This is a genomic window from Rhodoglobus sp. GW821-FHT12B09, assembly GCF_058809925.1.
Genome location: NZ_JBXATB010000005.1, coordinates 56,422 through 69,344, shown reverse-complemented (window position 1 = coordinate 69,344; position 12,923 = coordinate 56,422). Strand labels below are relative to the sequence as shown.

The 12,923-nt window shown below is 70.0% G+C and carries 10 protein-coding genes; 7 read left to right on the top strand and 3 right to left on the bottom strand.

Annotated features, from left to right (window positions below):
* Positions 1-4: 4 nt before the first annotated feature.
* The gene (locus AC1RTC_RS11320) at positions 5-1,045 is read right to left on the bottom strand and encodes a LacI family DNA-binding transcriptional regulator (RefSeq protein WP_493155690.1); all 1,041 of its coding nucleotides are present in this window, start codon (positions 1,043-1,045) and stop codon (positions 5-7) included.
* A 267-nt stretch (positions 1,046-1,312) separates the two neighbouring features.
* Between AC1RTC_RS11320 and AC1RTC_RS11315 the strand changes: the two genes are divergently transcribed.
* The 5 genes from AC1RTC_RS11315 (at position 1,313) to AC1RTC_RS11295 (ending at position 6,635) form a co-directional block, all read left to right on the top strand.
* A complete protein-coding gene (locus AC1RTC_RS11315) occupies positions 1,313-2,617 on the top strand; it encodes an ABC transporter substrate-binding protein (protein ID WP_493155688.1) in 1,305 nt (434 codons plus the stop codon).
* Between the two features lie 77 nt (positions 2,618-2,694).
* Complete coding sequence (locus tag AC1RTC_RS11310; RefSeq protein ID WP_493155686.1) at positions 2,695-3,609, top strand: carbohydrate ABC transporter permease; 915 nt, start codon at positions 2,695-2,697, stop codon at positions 3,607-3,609.
* Positions 3,606-4,430 carry a carbohydrate ABC transporter permease gene (locus AC1RTC_RS11305; RefSeq protein WP_493155684.1) on the top strand — a complete coding sequence of 275 codons (825 nt, stop codon included), beginning with the start codon at positions 3,606-3,608 and terminating at the stop codon, positions 4,428-4,430. The genes AC1RTC_RS11310 and AC1RTC_RS11305 overlap by 4 nt, the downstream gene beginning before the upstream one ends.
* Positions 4,431-4,491: 61 nt before the next feature.
* Positions 4,492-5,466, top strand: a complete 975-nt coding sequence (locus AC1RTC_RS11300) for a glycosyl hydrolase family 32 (protein ID WP_493155682.1) — start codon at positions 4,492-4,494, stop codon at positions 5,464-5,466.
* Complete coding sequence (locus AC1RTC_RS11295; RefSeq protein WP_493155680.1) at positions 5,463-6,635, top strand: serine hydrolase domain-containing protein; 1,173 nt, start codon at positions 5,463-5,465, stop codon at positions 6,633-6,635. Before AC1RTC_RS11300 ends, AC1RTC_RS11295 begins: the two co-directional genes overlap by 4 nt.
* A 54-nt stretch (positions 6,636-6,689) precedes the next feature.
* On the opposite strand, the gene AC1RTC_RS11290 is transcribed toward AC1RTC_RS11295, so the two are convergent.
* Entirely contained in the window at positions 6,690-8,420 is a 1,731-nt protein-coding gene (locus tag AC1RTC_RS11290; RefSeq protein ID WP_493155678.1) for an L-aspartate oxidase, read from the bottom strand.
* Between the two features lie 70 nt (positions 8,421-8,490).
* On the opposite strand from AC1RTC_RS11290, the gene AC1RTC_RS11285 reads away from it, so the two are divergent.
* Entirely contained in the window at positions 8,491-9,414 is a 924-nt protein-coding gene (locus AC1RTC_RS11285; RefSeq protein WP_493155676.1) for a LysR family transcriptional regulator, read from the top strand.
* Between the two features lie 216 nt (positions 9,415-9,630).
* A complete protein-coding gene (locus AC1RTC_RS11280) occupies positions 9,631-11,697 on the top strand; it encodes a ricin-type beta-trefoil lectin domain protein (RefSeq protein ID WP_493155673.1) in 2,067 nt (688 codons plus the stop codon).
* A gap of 187 nt (positions 11,698-11,884) precedes the next feature.
* Here AC1RTC_RS11280 and AC1RTC_RS11275 read toward each other — a convergent pair whose 3' ends face one another.
* On the bottom strand, positions 11,885-12,895 hold the full coding sequence (locus AC1RTC_RS11275; protein WP_493155670.1) for a LacI family DNA-binding transcriptional regulator: 1,011 nt from the start codon (positions 12,893-12,895) through the stop codon (positions 11,885-11,887).
* Positions 12,896-12,923: the final 28 nt, after the last annotated feature.

Here is a 12,923-nt window from a genome sequence, read left to right as displayed (position 1 = left end):
CCCCCTACCCCACCGAAGCGATCGACGCGCGCTTCACCACCGGCATCGGCACCAGGACCTCGCCGACGTTCTCCCCCGCGAGCAGCAGCTCGACGGCTCGCCGGCCCATCGCCTCGTGGGGGAGGCCGACGGTGGTGAGGCCCGGGCGCAGGTAGGCGGCGAGCTCGTCGTTGTCGAAGGAGACGATGGAGACGTCGCCGGGCACCGAGAGGCCGGCCTCGGTGAGGGCCTGGTACGCGCCGAAGGCGATGCGGTCGTTCATGCAGAGGAGGGCCTTGATGCCGCTCCGCCGTTCGAGGAGGGCGCGGGTGGCCCGGTAGCCCTCGTCCGGCTCCCAGAGCCAGATGGACTCCTCGGCGACGAAGGAGAGGCCGGCATCGGCCATGCCCTTCCGGATGCCCGCAACCCGGCGCGCCACGGTGGCCGACCGGAAGGCATCCCGCTCGACCTCGTCGTTCTGGCCGAGGAGGGCGATGCCGTCGCGATGGCCGCCCTCGAGCAGGAGCCGCACGGCCTGCTCCCCGCCGGCGAACTCGTCCGGCAGCACCGACGTGGAGTACCTCGGGTTCGTGGCGTTGAGCATGACGACCGCGGTGTTTGTGGGGATCTCCGGGACGAACAGCTCGCGGGCGCGCATCGTGGCGAAGATGATGCCGTCGACCTGGCGGTCGAGGACGGCGGCGATCGCCTCCGCCTCCCTGGCGGGGTCGCCGCCGGTCTCGAGAACCAGCACGACGTGGCCAGCGGCCTCCGCCGCCTCGAGCGCGCCCTTGATCAGGCCGCTCGCGAAACGGGTCGTGGCCACCACGTCGGAGATGAATCCGATGGTGAGGGTCTTGTCGGTCCGCAGCCCGCGCGCGGCGACGTTCGGGCGGTAGCCGAGGGCCTGGGCAGCCGCGTTGACGCGGTCGTGGGCGTCCTGCGACAGGCGGGTGTCGGGCCGTCCGTTCAGGATCATGGACGCGGCGGTGGACGACAGCCCGGCCAGGCGCGCGACATCGGCGAGCGTTGCGCGCTTGCTCACCATCGAGCCGTCCTTTCCCATCCCCGCATCGTAATCATCGCGGGGCGCGTCCAAAATCAAACTTGACATCGCTATCGCTTGCGCTCACTATAAGTCATGCTAAAAGCATTTAGCACGCACCAGCCGACATAAATCCTCGGCACCGGCCCGAATCCCAGGCCCGGATGCACCCACCTCGGGTGTTGATGGAAGGCCGACGGTCTGCATCAATCACAGAAGACAAAGGAGTCAAACGAGATGGCATTCTCTCGACCTCGCGCCCGTTTCGGGCGCGGACCTGTGGCAGTCGTGGCGATCGCCGCAACGGCCGCACTCGCCCTCGCCGGATGCGCGCCCGGCGGTTCCGGCCCCGCCCCGACCAACTCGGTGTCGGTGAGCACGGAGCTCACGACCGAGGATGTCGTGCTCACCATCGCCGATGAGACGGGCTTCCCGCTCACCGACGACCTGGCAGCCGAGTTCACCAAGCAGTACCCGAACGTCACGTTCAACGTCACCCGCGACACGTTCGCCAACCTCACGGCCAACGCGCCGAAGCTGCTCGCCAGTGACACCCCGCCCGACCTCATCCGCCTCCCCACGATCGGTGACACGGTCAAGGACGGCCTGCTCGCGAACCTGGATCCGTGGTTCGACGCGTACGGGTGGGACAAGTGGTCTGAGGCCCAGCTCGCCCCGCTGCGCATGGGCGAGGACGGCGTCCGCGGCGCGGGCTCGCTGTACCAGCTCGGCCTCGGCTACAGCATCACCGGCATCTACATGAACACCAAGCTCGCCGACCAGCTCGGCATCAAGGACACGCCCACGACGCTCGCCGAGCTCGAGGAGGACTTCGCCATCGCGAAGGCCGGCGGCGTGCTGCCGATGATGGAGGGCGACAAGGACGGTGTCGTGAACTTCGTCGTGCAGGCCGCGATCAACCAGTACGCGGACCCGAAGGAGCTGATGGACTGGATCCTCAACGTCAAGGGCGCGACCTACGACACGCCCGGCAACGTCAAGGGCGCCGAGCTCATCAAGAAGTGGGCGGACGCCGGCTACTTCCCGAGCGACATCAACTCGATCGACTACGCGACCTTCGTGAGCCGGTTCCAGGGCGGCGAGGGCCTCTTCACCTTCAACGGCAACTGGGCTGCTGCTGACACGCAGGCGAAGATGGGCGACGACGTCGCCTTCTTCCTCGTGCCGCCGGCAGAGAAGGGCGGCAACCACGTCGCCATGGGCGCGGCCAACTCGTTCTCGGTGGCGGCGGGCTCCAAGCACCTCAACGAGATCGTGTTCTTCCTCAACTGGATCCACACGAACGACAAGGCACGCCAGATCGTCACCGACGTGACCGGCGCAGCGCCCGGCGGCGACCCCTCGCAGGAGCAGCCCAAGGTCGCCGCGGGCTCGCTCATCGAGGACGCCCTCGCGATGTCGGCCCAGATCGCGGCGGAGAACGGCCAGGTCGACTTCATGGCCAACGCCACCGCCGGGATCTACGCCGGCGCGATCATCCCCGAGTCACAGCTCCTGGTGACCGGCAAGATCAGCGGACAGGACTTCGTCACAGCCGTGCAGAAGTTCTATGCGGACGAACTCGCAGGCTGATCGATGAAAGACCGTAATCGGACTCGAGGCGCCAGCCGCACGGACTCACGTGCCTGGCGTGGTGAAGGACTGCCGGCGTGACGACTTCGATTGCGCCCCGTCGGGCTGCTGCTCGCGCAGCGGCCCGACGGGGGACCCTCATCGGGTGGGCCTTCGCCCTCCCCGCCCTGATCGCGTACTGCGCGTTCGTGATCTACCCGCTGGCCCTGGGCATCCAGTACTCGTTCTACAAGTGGAACGGCGTCGGCCCCTCGGAGTGGGTCGGCTTCGCGAACTACCTGCGCGTGTTCACGGATGCCACGCTCCTCGGCTCGATCGGGAACGCCTTCGTGCTCATCGCCTTCTTCACGATCATCCCCGTGGCTGCGGGACTGGTGCTGGCAACGCTCATCCGGTCGATGAAGCCCGGGCCGCTGTCGAGCGTGTCGCAGACCATTCTTTTCCTGCCGCAGATCATCCCGCTCGCGGCGGCCGGTATCGCGTGGTCGTGGATGTACGCGCAGACCGGTGCCGTCAACCAGGTGCTGAACGCGGTCGGCCTCGGATTCCTCGCCCGCCCGTGGCTCGGTGACTTCCAGACCGCCCTGCCGGCCGTGGGGCTCATCGGCTCGTGGGTGCTCACGGGCCTCTGCACCGTGCTGTTCCTCACCGGCATCGGGAAGATCGACCGGTCGCTGTACGAGGCGGTGCGCCTCGACGGCGCGAGCTGGTGGCGCGAGTTCATCACCATCACCATCCCGGGCCTGCGCCAGGAGATCGCGGTGCTCGTGACGATCACGATCATCGCCGCGCTCAGCAGCTTCGACATCATCTACACCACCACCCTAGGAGGCCCCGGGCGCGCGACCCTCGTCCCCGGCATCTCGATCTACCGGATCGGGTTCACCCAGAGCGAGGTGGGGCTGGCCTCCGCCTTCGGCATCGTCCTCATGGCGCTGGTGCTCGCCTGCGTCCTGCCCATCCAGCGACTGGCGAGAGCGAGCGACCGATGATCGTCAACAAGTCAGAGGTCGTCATCGGCCGCATCGTGCTCGTCGTCGTGCTGGTCCTCACGATCATCCCGCTCGTGAACATGCTGTCGGCGGCGCTCCAGCCCGCGGACACGAACCCCACCGGGCTGACGTTCCCGACCGACCCGCAGTGGATCAACTTCGTCACGGCCTTCAACACCGGCAATGTGTGGCGGCTCATGGGATCGAGCCTGTTCATCGTCGTCTTCGTCGTGCCCGTGAGCCTAGTGTTCGCGACGCTCGCCGGCTACGCGCTGGGCAACCTGCGCATCCGCGGCGGGCGCTTCGTGTTCCTCTTCCTCATCCTGGGGCTCACGATCCCGTTCGAGGCGCTCATCATCCCGCTGTACTACGAGATCCAGGCGCTCGGCATCCTGAACACCCAGTGGGCGGTCATCCTCCCGCTGATCGGGCTGTACATGCCCTTCAGTGTGGTGTGGATGCGCGCGCACTTCCTGGGCGTGCCGCAGGAGCTCTCGGAGGCCGCGCGAGTGGACGGCGCGACGACGCTGCAGGAGTTCCGGCGCATCCAGCTCCCGCTCGCCCGCCCGGCGCTCTCGGCGCTCGCGATCCTGCTGTTCCTCTGGACCTGGAACCAGTTCCTGCTGCCGGTGGTGCTCATCTCCGACCCGCTGAACCGCACGGTGGCCGGCGCCCTGACCTTCTTCCAGGGCCAGTACTACTCGAGCATCCCGCTGCTGAATGCCGGGGCGCTCATCATCATCGTGCCCACGATCCTCGTCTTCGTGGTCTTCCAGAGGCAGTTCATCGCCGCGCTGCTCCAGGGCGCCGTCAAGGGCTGAGCCACCACCACCGGGCCGTCGCGGCTGGCGCCGCCCTGCCCTCGTACCGAAATGACATGCAATGACCTTCTCGCTCGACACCCACTGGGTGTGGGACTTCTGGTTGGCCGATGACGGCGACCTCTTCCACATGTACTACCTGCACGCCCCGAAGTCCCTCGGCGACCAGCAGCTGCGCCACCGCAACGCGAAGGTCGGCCACGCCACCTCGGCGGACCTGACCACCTGGACCGACCTGGGCCTGGTGCTCGGGCCCGGCGGTCGCGGCGACTTCGACGAGACCGCGACCTGGACCGGCAGCGTGCTGCGCGGCCCCGACGGCCTCTGGCGCATGTTCTACACGGGCTCGCGATTCCTCTCGCCCGATTCGAACGCGAATCTGGAGACGGTGGGAGTCGCCACCTCGACCGACCTCCACCACTGGACGAAGTCGCCGGGCCCTATCGCCGCGGCCGACGGGCGCTGGTACGAGAAGCTCGGCGACTCGAGCTGGCCCGAGGAGGCGTGGCGCGACCCGTGGGTCTACGCGGACCCGGACGGCGACGGATGGCACATGCTCGTGACCGCGCGCGCGAAGACCGGTGACGACGCCGACCGCGGGGTCATCGGCCACGCCACCTCGCCCGACCTGGCCGAGTGGACCGTGCGGCCTCCGCTGAGCGCCGCGGGCGCCGGCTTCAAGCACCTCGAGGTGCCGCAGGTCGTCACGGTCGGCGAGCGCACGCTGCTCCTCTTCTCCTGCGACGCGCCCGCGCTGGCGGGGACGCGGTCCGGGGAGATCGGCGGCATCTGGGCCGTCGAGGCGCCGTCGCCGACCGGGCCCTTCGCCGTTGACCTGGCCGAGCGACTCGTCGACGAGCGCCTCTACAGCGGCCGCCTCATCCGGAACCGCCGGGGTGAGCTCGTACTGCTGGCCTTCGAGAACTCGACAACCGACGGCGAGTTCGTCGGGTCGCTCTCCGACCCGATCCCGGTCGACTGGCCGGCCGGGGCCACCACTATCGCCCTCCTCGACCACTCGAAGGACCTCGCATGAGCACTGACATCCACGGATCCGTCGCCCCCGGGTTCGAGCCCGTCCGGGCCGCCTTCGAAGCGGCGTTCGCCGACAAGCCCGACATGGGCGCGGCGCTCGCGATCCGCCATCGGGGTGCCGCCGTCGTCGACCTCTGGGGCGGTACGGCTGACGAGCGCACCCGCGAGCCGTGGTCGGACGACACTCTCGGCGTCATCTTCTCCTGCACCAAGGGGCTCGTGTCGATCCTCGCGGCCCGGCTCGTGCAGGAGGGGCGGCTCGACTACGGGGCACTCGTCACCGACTACTGGCCCGAGTTCGGCGCGGCCGGCAAGGCGGGAACCCGGGTCAAGGACCTCCTGTCGCACCGGTCAGGGGTGTCCGCGCCCCGCGCCGTCCTGTCGACCGAGGACGTGCTCGACTGGGATCGCGTCGTTGCCGAGCTCGCGGCCCAGGAGCCGCTCTGGGAGCCGGGCACCGGATACGCGTACCACGCGATCACCCACGGCTGGCTGGTCGGCGAGGTCATCCGCCGCGTCACTGGCCTTAGTGTCGGGCAGTACTTCGCCCGCCTCATCGCCGAGCCCCTCCACGTCGACGCGTGGATCGGCCTGCCCGCCGCGCTTCACGACCGGGTCGCGCACCTGCAGGTGGGCTCGACTCTGGCGCAGCTCACCGCGCAGCAGGCCGCGGCCCGGACGCCCGGCGAGGTGGACTGGTCGGAGCGTGCCATGACCCTGGGCGGAGCGTTCGCGCCCGAGCTCGTCACTCCGACCGGCGGGTTCAACAGTGCGGCTGTGCAGGCGGCCGAGATCCCGGGGGCGGGCGGTATCGCGACGGCGCGGGGACTCGCGGCGATCTGGTCGGCGACGGTCGTCCCGACGGACGGCGTGCTCCTGCTCGACGAGGGCGTCGTCTCGCGCGCGACGGCGGTGCAGACCGAGGGCGCTCCCGTCTGGAACATTCCCGGCCCGTGGCCGCGGTGGGGCATGGGCTTCCAGCTCGACAGCGAGGCCCGGAGGTACCTGGGCCCGCAGGGCTTCGGGCACGACGGGGCCGGCGGCCAGTGCGCGTTCGCCGACCCGCAGTTCGGCGTCGGGTTCGCCTTCGTCACCAATCAGATGGAGGCCATCGACGACGTCCGCGCCACGCGGATCGTGGACGCCCTCCGGGGTGTCCTCGCGGAGTAGCCCTTGAGCCGCCTGTGCCGCCCGCTGCCAGGGCGGGCGGCACAGGCACCCCGCCTACTCGACGAGCTTGCCCGCGACCGACACCTCGTCGCGCATGAGCGCCGCGATCTCCTCGGGAATGGCCGGGATGGGCTCCCGCTCCACCCCGGCGGGCGACCACACCAGGTTCACCTGCAGGGCGGGGTCGGTGTCGGGGTAGTCGCTGCGGTTGTGGCATCCCCGGGTCTCGCGCCGTTCGAGCGCCGCCTCGAGGGTGGCTCTCGCGGCCAGGGCGGCCGACTTCAGGTCGAAGGCGTGCGCGAGGTCCTGGTAGCCGGCGATATCGGGGTGCACGCCCACGTCGGGGATGCGCGCCTCGATGGCGTCGAGCTCCGCGAGACCGGCGAGAAGGCCGGCCTCGTCGCGCACGACCCCGGCGTGCTCGGTCATGGTGTTCCGGATGGCCCGCTGCAGGGCGCGGACGTTCTCGGTGCCGTCGCTGGCGAGCAGGTCGTCGATCTCGGCCCGGGCGACCTGGACCGCGGCCGCGGAGCGGGTCTGCGCGGGCAGCCCGGCCGAGTAGGCGGCGGCGGCCTGGCCGACGATCCGGCCGAAGACCAGGAGCTCGATGAGCGAGTTGCCGCCCAGCCGGTTCGCGCCGTGCAGGCCGGAGGAGGCCTCCCCGATGGCGTACAGCCCGGGAACGTCGGTGCCGTGGTCCTCGGGGCGCACCCAGACTCCGCCCATCGAGTAGTGCGCGGTGGGCGCGATCTCCATGGGGGAGGTGGTGATGTCGAGCATCTGCAGCTCGAGCATGGTCTGGTAGACGCGAGGCAGGCGGGTCATGATCGTCTCGCGGGGCAGGTGCGAGACATCCAGCCAGACGCCGTTCGGGGTGCCGCGGCCCTCCTTGATCTCGGTGTAGCAGGCAAGGGCGACGCGGTCGCGGGTCGAGAGCTCCATGCGCTCCGGGTCGTAGCGCGCCATGAAGCGCTCGCCGAGGGCGTTGGTCAGGATGCCCCCCTCGCCCCGCGCGGCCTCGGAGATGAGGGTTCCGGCGGCGCTCTCCGGCTCGATGATCCCGCTCGGGTGGAACTGCACGAGCTCGGGGTCGCGCAGTCGCCCGCCCGCCTCGACGGCCAGGCGGAACGAGTCGCCCGTGTTCTCGTCGCGGCGCGACGAGGTGCGCCGCCAGATGCGGTTGTGCCCGCCCGCGGCGAGGATCACCGCGTCCGCGTGGATCAGGTAGCGGGTGCCGGTCTCCTGGTCGAACCCGTAGGCGCCGAACACGGCGCCGCCGTCGTTGACGAGGATGCGCGTGACGTAGACGGTGTCGAGGATCGGCACCTCCAGCTGAGCCGCCCGGTTGATGAGCGTGCGCTGGATCTCCAGTCCCGTGTAGTCGCCCGCGAACGCGGTGCGGCGGTAGGTGTGCGCCCCGAAGAAGCGCTGCGAGATGCGGCCGTCCTCCTCCCGGGCGAACGGCATTCCGTAGCGCTCGAGGTCGTCGATGCCCCGGGCCGCCCCCGAGGTCACGATCTCGACGGTGTGCGGGTTGGCGAGCAGGTAACTCTCTTTGAGGGTGTCAGCGGCGTGCTGCTGCCAGCTGTCCTCCTCGTCCATCGTGGCGAGCGCGGCGTTGATGCCGCCCGCCGCGAGGGAGGTGTGGGCATCCGACTTCGGGCGCTTGCCGAGTGCGAGCACGTCGACGCCCGCCTCGGCGAGTTCGATGGCGGCGCGGAGGCCCGAGCCTCCGGTGCCGATGACGAGGACTGTGGTGGAGATCTGGCGCTCTGCGGTGGTCATCCCTCAACGGTAGGCACGAGCATCCGATATCTCCAATGCATATAAGTAGTCACTTGGATACGCTTTGTGCATGAACCTTGAACAGCTCGGCAGCTTCGTGGAGGTCGCGCGACTGGGCAACTTCACCCGCGCTGCCGAGCAGCTGCACCTGGCGCAGCCCTCCCTGAGCCGACAGATCGCGGCACTCGAGGCCGACCTCGGCGCGGAGCTGTTCCTCCGTGCCCGCGGAGGCAGCCGCCTCACCGCGGCGGGCGAGTCACTCCTGCCCCTGGCGCGGCGGATGCTCGCCGACGCAGAGTCCGCCCGGCGGGAGCTCGCCGAACTGGCGGGGCTGCAGCGCGGCGCGGTGCGGCTCGGCGCGACGCCCACACTGTGCATCAGCCTCGTCGCCGAGGTGCTGGCCGTGTTCCATGCCGCCCACCCCAACGTCGAGCTTCACCTCTCGGAGCAGGGGTCGCGGCAGCTCCTCGACGAGCTCGAGGCTGGCGAGCTCGACATCGCCCTGATCACGACCTCCGACTCCGCGTCGACGCAGCGCCACACCGTCACGCCGCTGCTGGTCGAGGAGCTCGTGGTGGTGTCCTCCGCCGCGGCGCCGCCGATCACGACCCGGGAGGCCGTCCGGCTCGACGACGTCGCGGCCCTTCCCCAGATCGTGTTCGCCGAGAGCTACGACCTGCGCAGCACGACGGATGCCGCGTTCCGCACTGCTGCCCTTGCCCCTCACGTCGTGCTCGAGGGTGCCCAGATGGACGCCGTGCTCCGATTCGTGGAACTCGGGCTGGGCGTGGCGATCGTGCCCGCCATGGTCCTGATCGACCGGCCGCAGCTGCGGTCCGTGCGGCTCGAGGACCCCTCGCTCACGCGCACGATCAGCGTCGCGCATCCCGCAGGCGTCACGCTCGCGGCGGCGGTCGGCGCGCTGCAGCGGACCATCGAGGGGACCGCCGCGGGGTTCGCCGCCCGCGCCGGGGAGAGCATGCGGGCGGTCTGAGGACGCGCCCCCTCAACGCATGCGGACCTTTTGACACCATGCGCGTGCCGCGGGGGCCGCATGGTGCCGGAAGGTCCGCATGGGCGCGGTTGCGGGCGGGACGCGCCCCTCGCTCGGGAGCGGGCGTAGCACGTTCGCGAACTCCTATTGCAACGTGTGCAAATCTGCGGCAGAGTGGGGCTGCGTTGGCGCGCTCGACTGAGGAGAAAGTTGATAATGACGTCAATCGCACGCCTTCGCCATCGAACGAAGGTCACTCTCATCGCCCTCGCGGCGGTAGTCGGCGGACTGCTCATCGGCCTTGCGCCGACGGCAGTCCCGCCCGCGGCAGCGGTGCAGGCCGGGCAGGTCCTGTACTCGCCGAACCTCACCACCTATCCCAACGGCACGGCCGGGTACCCCCGCGCGATCCGGGTCGACTACGACGGGTCGTCCGCGCAGACCATGCTGGCGACCTTCGCCAAGGCCGGGCACGGCGCTCCCGGCTCCCTCCCCGTGTACCGCAGCACCGACGGCGGCGCGAGTTGGAGCCTGCTCTCGACGATCACCTCGAACACCGCCGGCTGGGACATTGAGGCGCCGACCCTGTTCGAGGTTCCCCGCACCATCACCGGTCTCAACCAGGGCGACCTGCTCGCCGCGGGCACGGCCTGGAGCGTGGGCAACTACACGACCCAGAAGGTCGAGGTCTTCAAGAGCACGGACCACGGGGCCACCTGGACCTACCTCTCGAACTGCACCTCCACGTCGGGCTTGCCGAACTCGTGGGGCCACGGGATCTGGGAGCCCTCGTTCCTCGTCGCCGACGACAACACCCTCGCGTGCTTCATCTCCGACGAGCGCCCGGCGGGCAGTGCCACCAACAACCAGGTGATCGGCCACTACACCTCGACCAACGGCGGCGCGTCGTGGAGCGGATCGCTGACGCAGGACGTGGCGTTCCCGAGTGACAACCTCGCCCGGCCCGGGATGCAGACCTTCGCGGAGCTGCCGAACGGCACTTTCGTGATGTCGTACGAGCTGTGCCGCGACGGAACCAACGCCGACCACGCCTGCGAGGTGTACATCAAGTTCAGCAACGACGGCCTGAACTGGGGCACGCTCGGCTCCGCGGGGACACTCGTGCAGACGAGCGACTCGCGGGAGCTGCTGCACACCCCGTTCGTCTCGTGGATGCCCGGGGGCGGCCCCAATGGCACCATCCTGCTCTCGGGCCAGCGGGTGGTCTCCGGTCCCACGGGGAGCAAGACGGTGCTCGGTGAATCCGGGTCCGTGCTGTTCGCCAACACCAACCTCGGCGTCGGCGCGTGGACCGAGCTCGAGGCGCCGGTGACCGTCAACCCGACGGGCGGCTACGGAAGCGGCGTTCCGTCGTGCCCCGGATACTCGACGCCCGCCATTCCCCGGGAGGACGGCACGAGCTTCGTCTACTTCGCGGCGACCTGGCGCGGCACGGGCAACCTGTGCGAGCTGAAGTTCGGCACCGGGACCCTCCCCGGACCGACCGGGCAGATCACGGGGCCGGCGAGCAAGTGCGTCGATGTCGATACGAACACCTCGGTGAGCGGTCGCGCGGTGCAGCTCTACACCTGCGGAATCGCCACCGGGCAGCGCTGGTCGGTCGCGTCGGACGGCACGATCCGGTCATTCGGGAAGTGCCTCGACATCACCGCGAACGGCACGGCAAACTTCAGCCCGGTGCAGCTCTGGGACTGCCTGCCCAACGCGGGCGCCCAGCAGTGGCGTCCACAGGCCAACGGCAGCCTCCTCAATCCGCAGTCTGGGCGGTGCCTCGACCTGCCGAGCGGCGTGACCACCGACGGGACCGACCTGCAGATCTACGACTGCAACGGCTCCGCGGCGCAGGTGTGGAACCTGCCCGGGCAGCCGACGGGCCTGATCGTCGGTCCGGGCACGAACAGCCTGTGCGTCGACGTGGACACCAACACGGGCGTCAACGGCAGGGCCATCCAGATCTGGACGTGCTCGGGCGTACCGGGCCAGCAGTGGTCGCGCACGGCGGACGGTACGCTCCGGGCGTTCGGGAAGTGCATGGACCTCGACGGTACGGGCACCGGCACGGCCAACTCCACGAAGGTCGAGCTGTGGACCTGCGACGGCAGCGCGGGCCAGCAGTGGATACCGCAGGCGAACGGGTCCATCCTCAACCCCGGTTCCGGCCGTTGCCTAGACCTGCCGGCTGGGGTGCTCACTCCGGGCACCGATCTGAAGATCTGGGACTGCAACGGCCTGTGGCCGCAGCAGTGGAAGGTGCCGGTGTGATCGGCGCCTAGTTCACGAGAGGCGTTCCCGATCCGGGGGCGCCTCTCCGCGTCGGCGCTGGGCCCTCAACGCATGCGGACCTTTCGACGCCATGCGCGTGCCGCGGGGGCCGCATGGTGCCGGAAGGTCCGCATGGGCGCGGTTGCGCGGGCGGCCGGCGGGCGTGCGGCCGGTGGGGCGTAGCGCGCTAGCGGCCCGTGCTCTCGCGCACGAGCACCTGGTGCGGCGCGATCACTTCCTCCGCCGCGACGTCGGGGTCGTCGATGCGCGCGACGATGCGCGCGACCGCGTGGTGGGCGATGAACGGGGTGTCGAGCGACACGGTCGTGAGGGTGGGGCGCGAGTAGCGGCCCTCCTCGATGTCGTCGATGCCGATGATGGCGACATCCTCGGGCACGCTCAGGCCGGCGTCGAACACCGCGCGCATGGCGCCCATCGCGAGCAGGTCGGAGTAGCAGAAGATCGCGTCCGGGCGCGGGTCGAGGGCGAGCAGGGCGCGCGCGGCCTCGTAGCCGTCCGCGCGGCGGTAGTGGGGTGCGGGGCGCTGGTAGTCGGCGACGATCGGGATGCCCGCCTCGCGCAGTGCGGACTCATACCCCTCGGTGCGCTGCTGCGGCGTCGAGTAGCTCTCCTGGGGCTGCGCGCCGATCGCGGCGATGCGGGTGCGGCCCAGGTCGACGAGGTGGCGCGTGGCGTCGTGCGCGGCGCGGACGTTGTCGATGGCGACGTGGTCGTAGCGGCCGTCGAACTCGTGCTCGCCCAGCAGCACGAGCGGCATGCTCGTGCGGCTGTTCATGTCGAGCAGCTCGGCCTTGGTGACGAGCGGGCTGAACAGGATGCCGTCGAACAGCATGGTTCGGTCGCCGCCGGTGAGCAGCTCGCGCTCGCGCTCGTGGTCGTGCCCGGTCTGGTCGATCATGACCCGGTAGCCGAAGCCGGCGGCGGCGGTGATGACGTCCCGTGCGAGCTCGCTGAAGTAGGGGACGTCGATCTCCGGGACGACGAGGGCGAGCATGCCCGTGCGGCCCGTGCGGAGGGTGCGCGCCACCGGGTTGGGGCGGTAGTCGAGCTGCTCGATGGCGTGGAGGACGCGCTCGCGCATCCGCTCGCTCACATGCTCGTAGCCGCTCACGACGTTGGACACCGTGCGGATGGACACTTGCGCAAGGTCGGCGACATCGCGCAGTGTGGCGGGCATGCGCGGCTCCTTCCGGTCGAGAAGAGCA

Bases quoted from the DNA above. Each gene is read 5' to 3' on its own strand.
- AC1RTC_RS11320 (WP_493155690.1), bottom strand. From the start codon at position 1,045: ATGGGAAAGGACGGCTCGATGGTGAGCAAGCGCGCAACGCTCGCCGAT.
- AC1RTC_RS11305 (WP_493155684.1), top strand. From the start codon at position 3,606: ATGATCGTCAACAAGTCAGAGGTCGTCATCGGCCGCATCGTGCTCGTC.
- AC1RTC_RS11300 (WP_493155682.1), top strand. From the start codon at position 4,492: ATGACCTTCTCGCTCGACACCCACTGGGTGTGGGACTTCTGGTTGGCC.
- AC1RTC_RS11295 (WP_493155680.1), top strand. From the start codon at position 5,463: ATGAGCACTGACATCCACGGATCCGTCGCCCCCGGGTTCGAGCCCGTC.
- AC1RTC_RS11290 (WP_493155678.1), bottom strand. From the start codon at position 8,420: ATGACCACCGCAGAGCGCCAGATCTCCACCACAGTCCTCGTCATCGGC.
- AC1RTC_RS11285 (WP_493155676.1), top strand. From the start codon at position 8,491: ATGAACCTTGAACAGCTCGGCAGCTTCGTGGAGGTCGCGCGACTGGGC.
- AC1RTC_RS11280 (WP_493155673.1), top strand. From the start codon at position 9,631: ATGACGTCAATCGCACGCCTTCGCCATCGAACGAAGGTCACTCTCATC.
- AC1RTC_RS11275 (WP_493155670.1), bottom strand. From the start codon at position 12,895: ATGCCCGCCACACTGCGCGATGTCGCCGACCTTGCGCAAGTGTCCATC.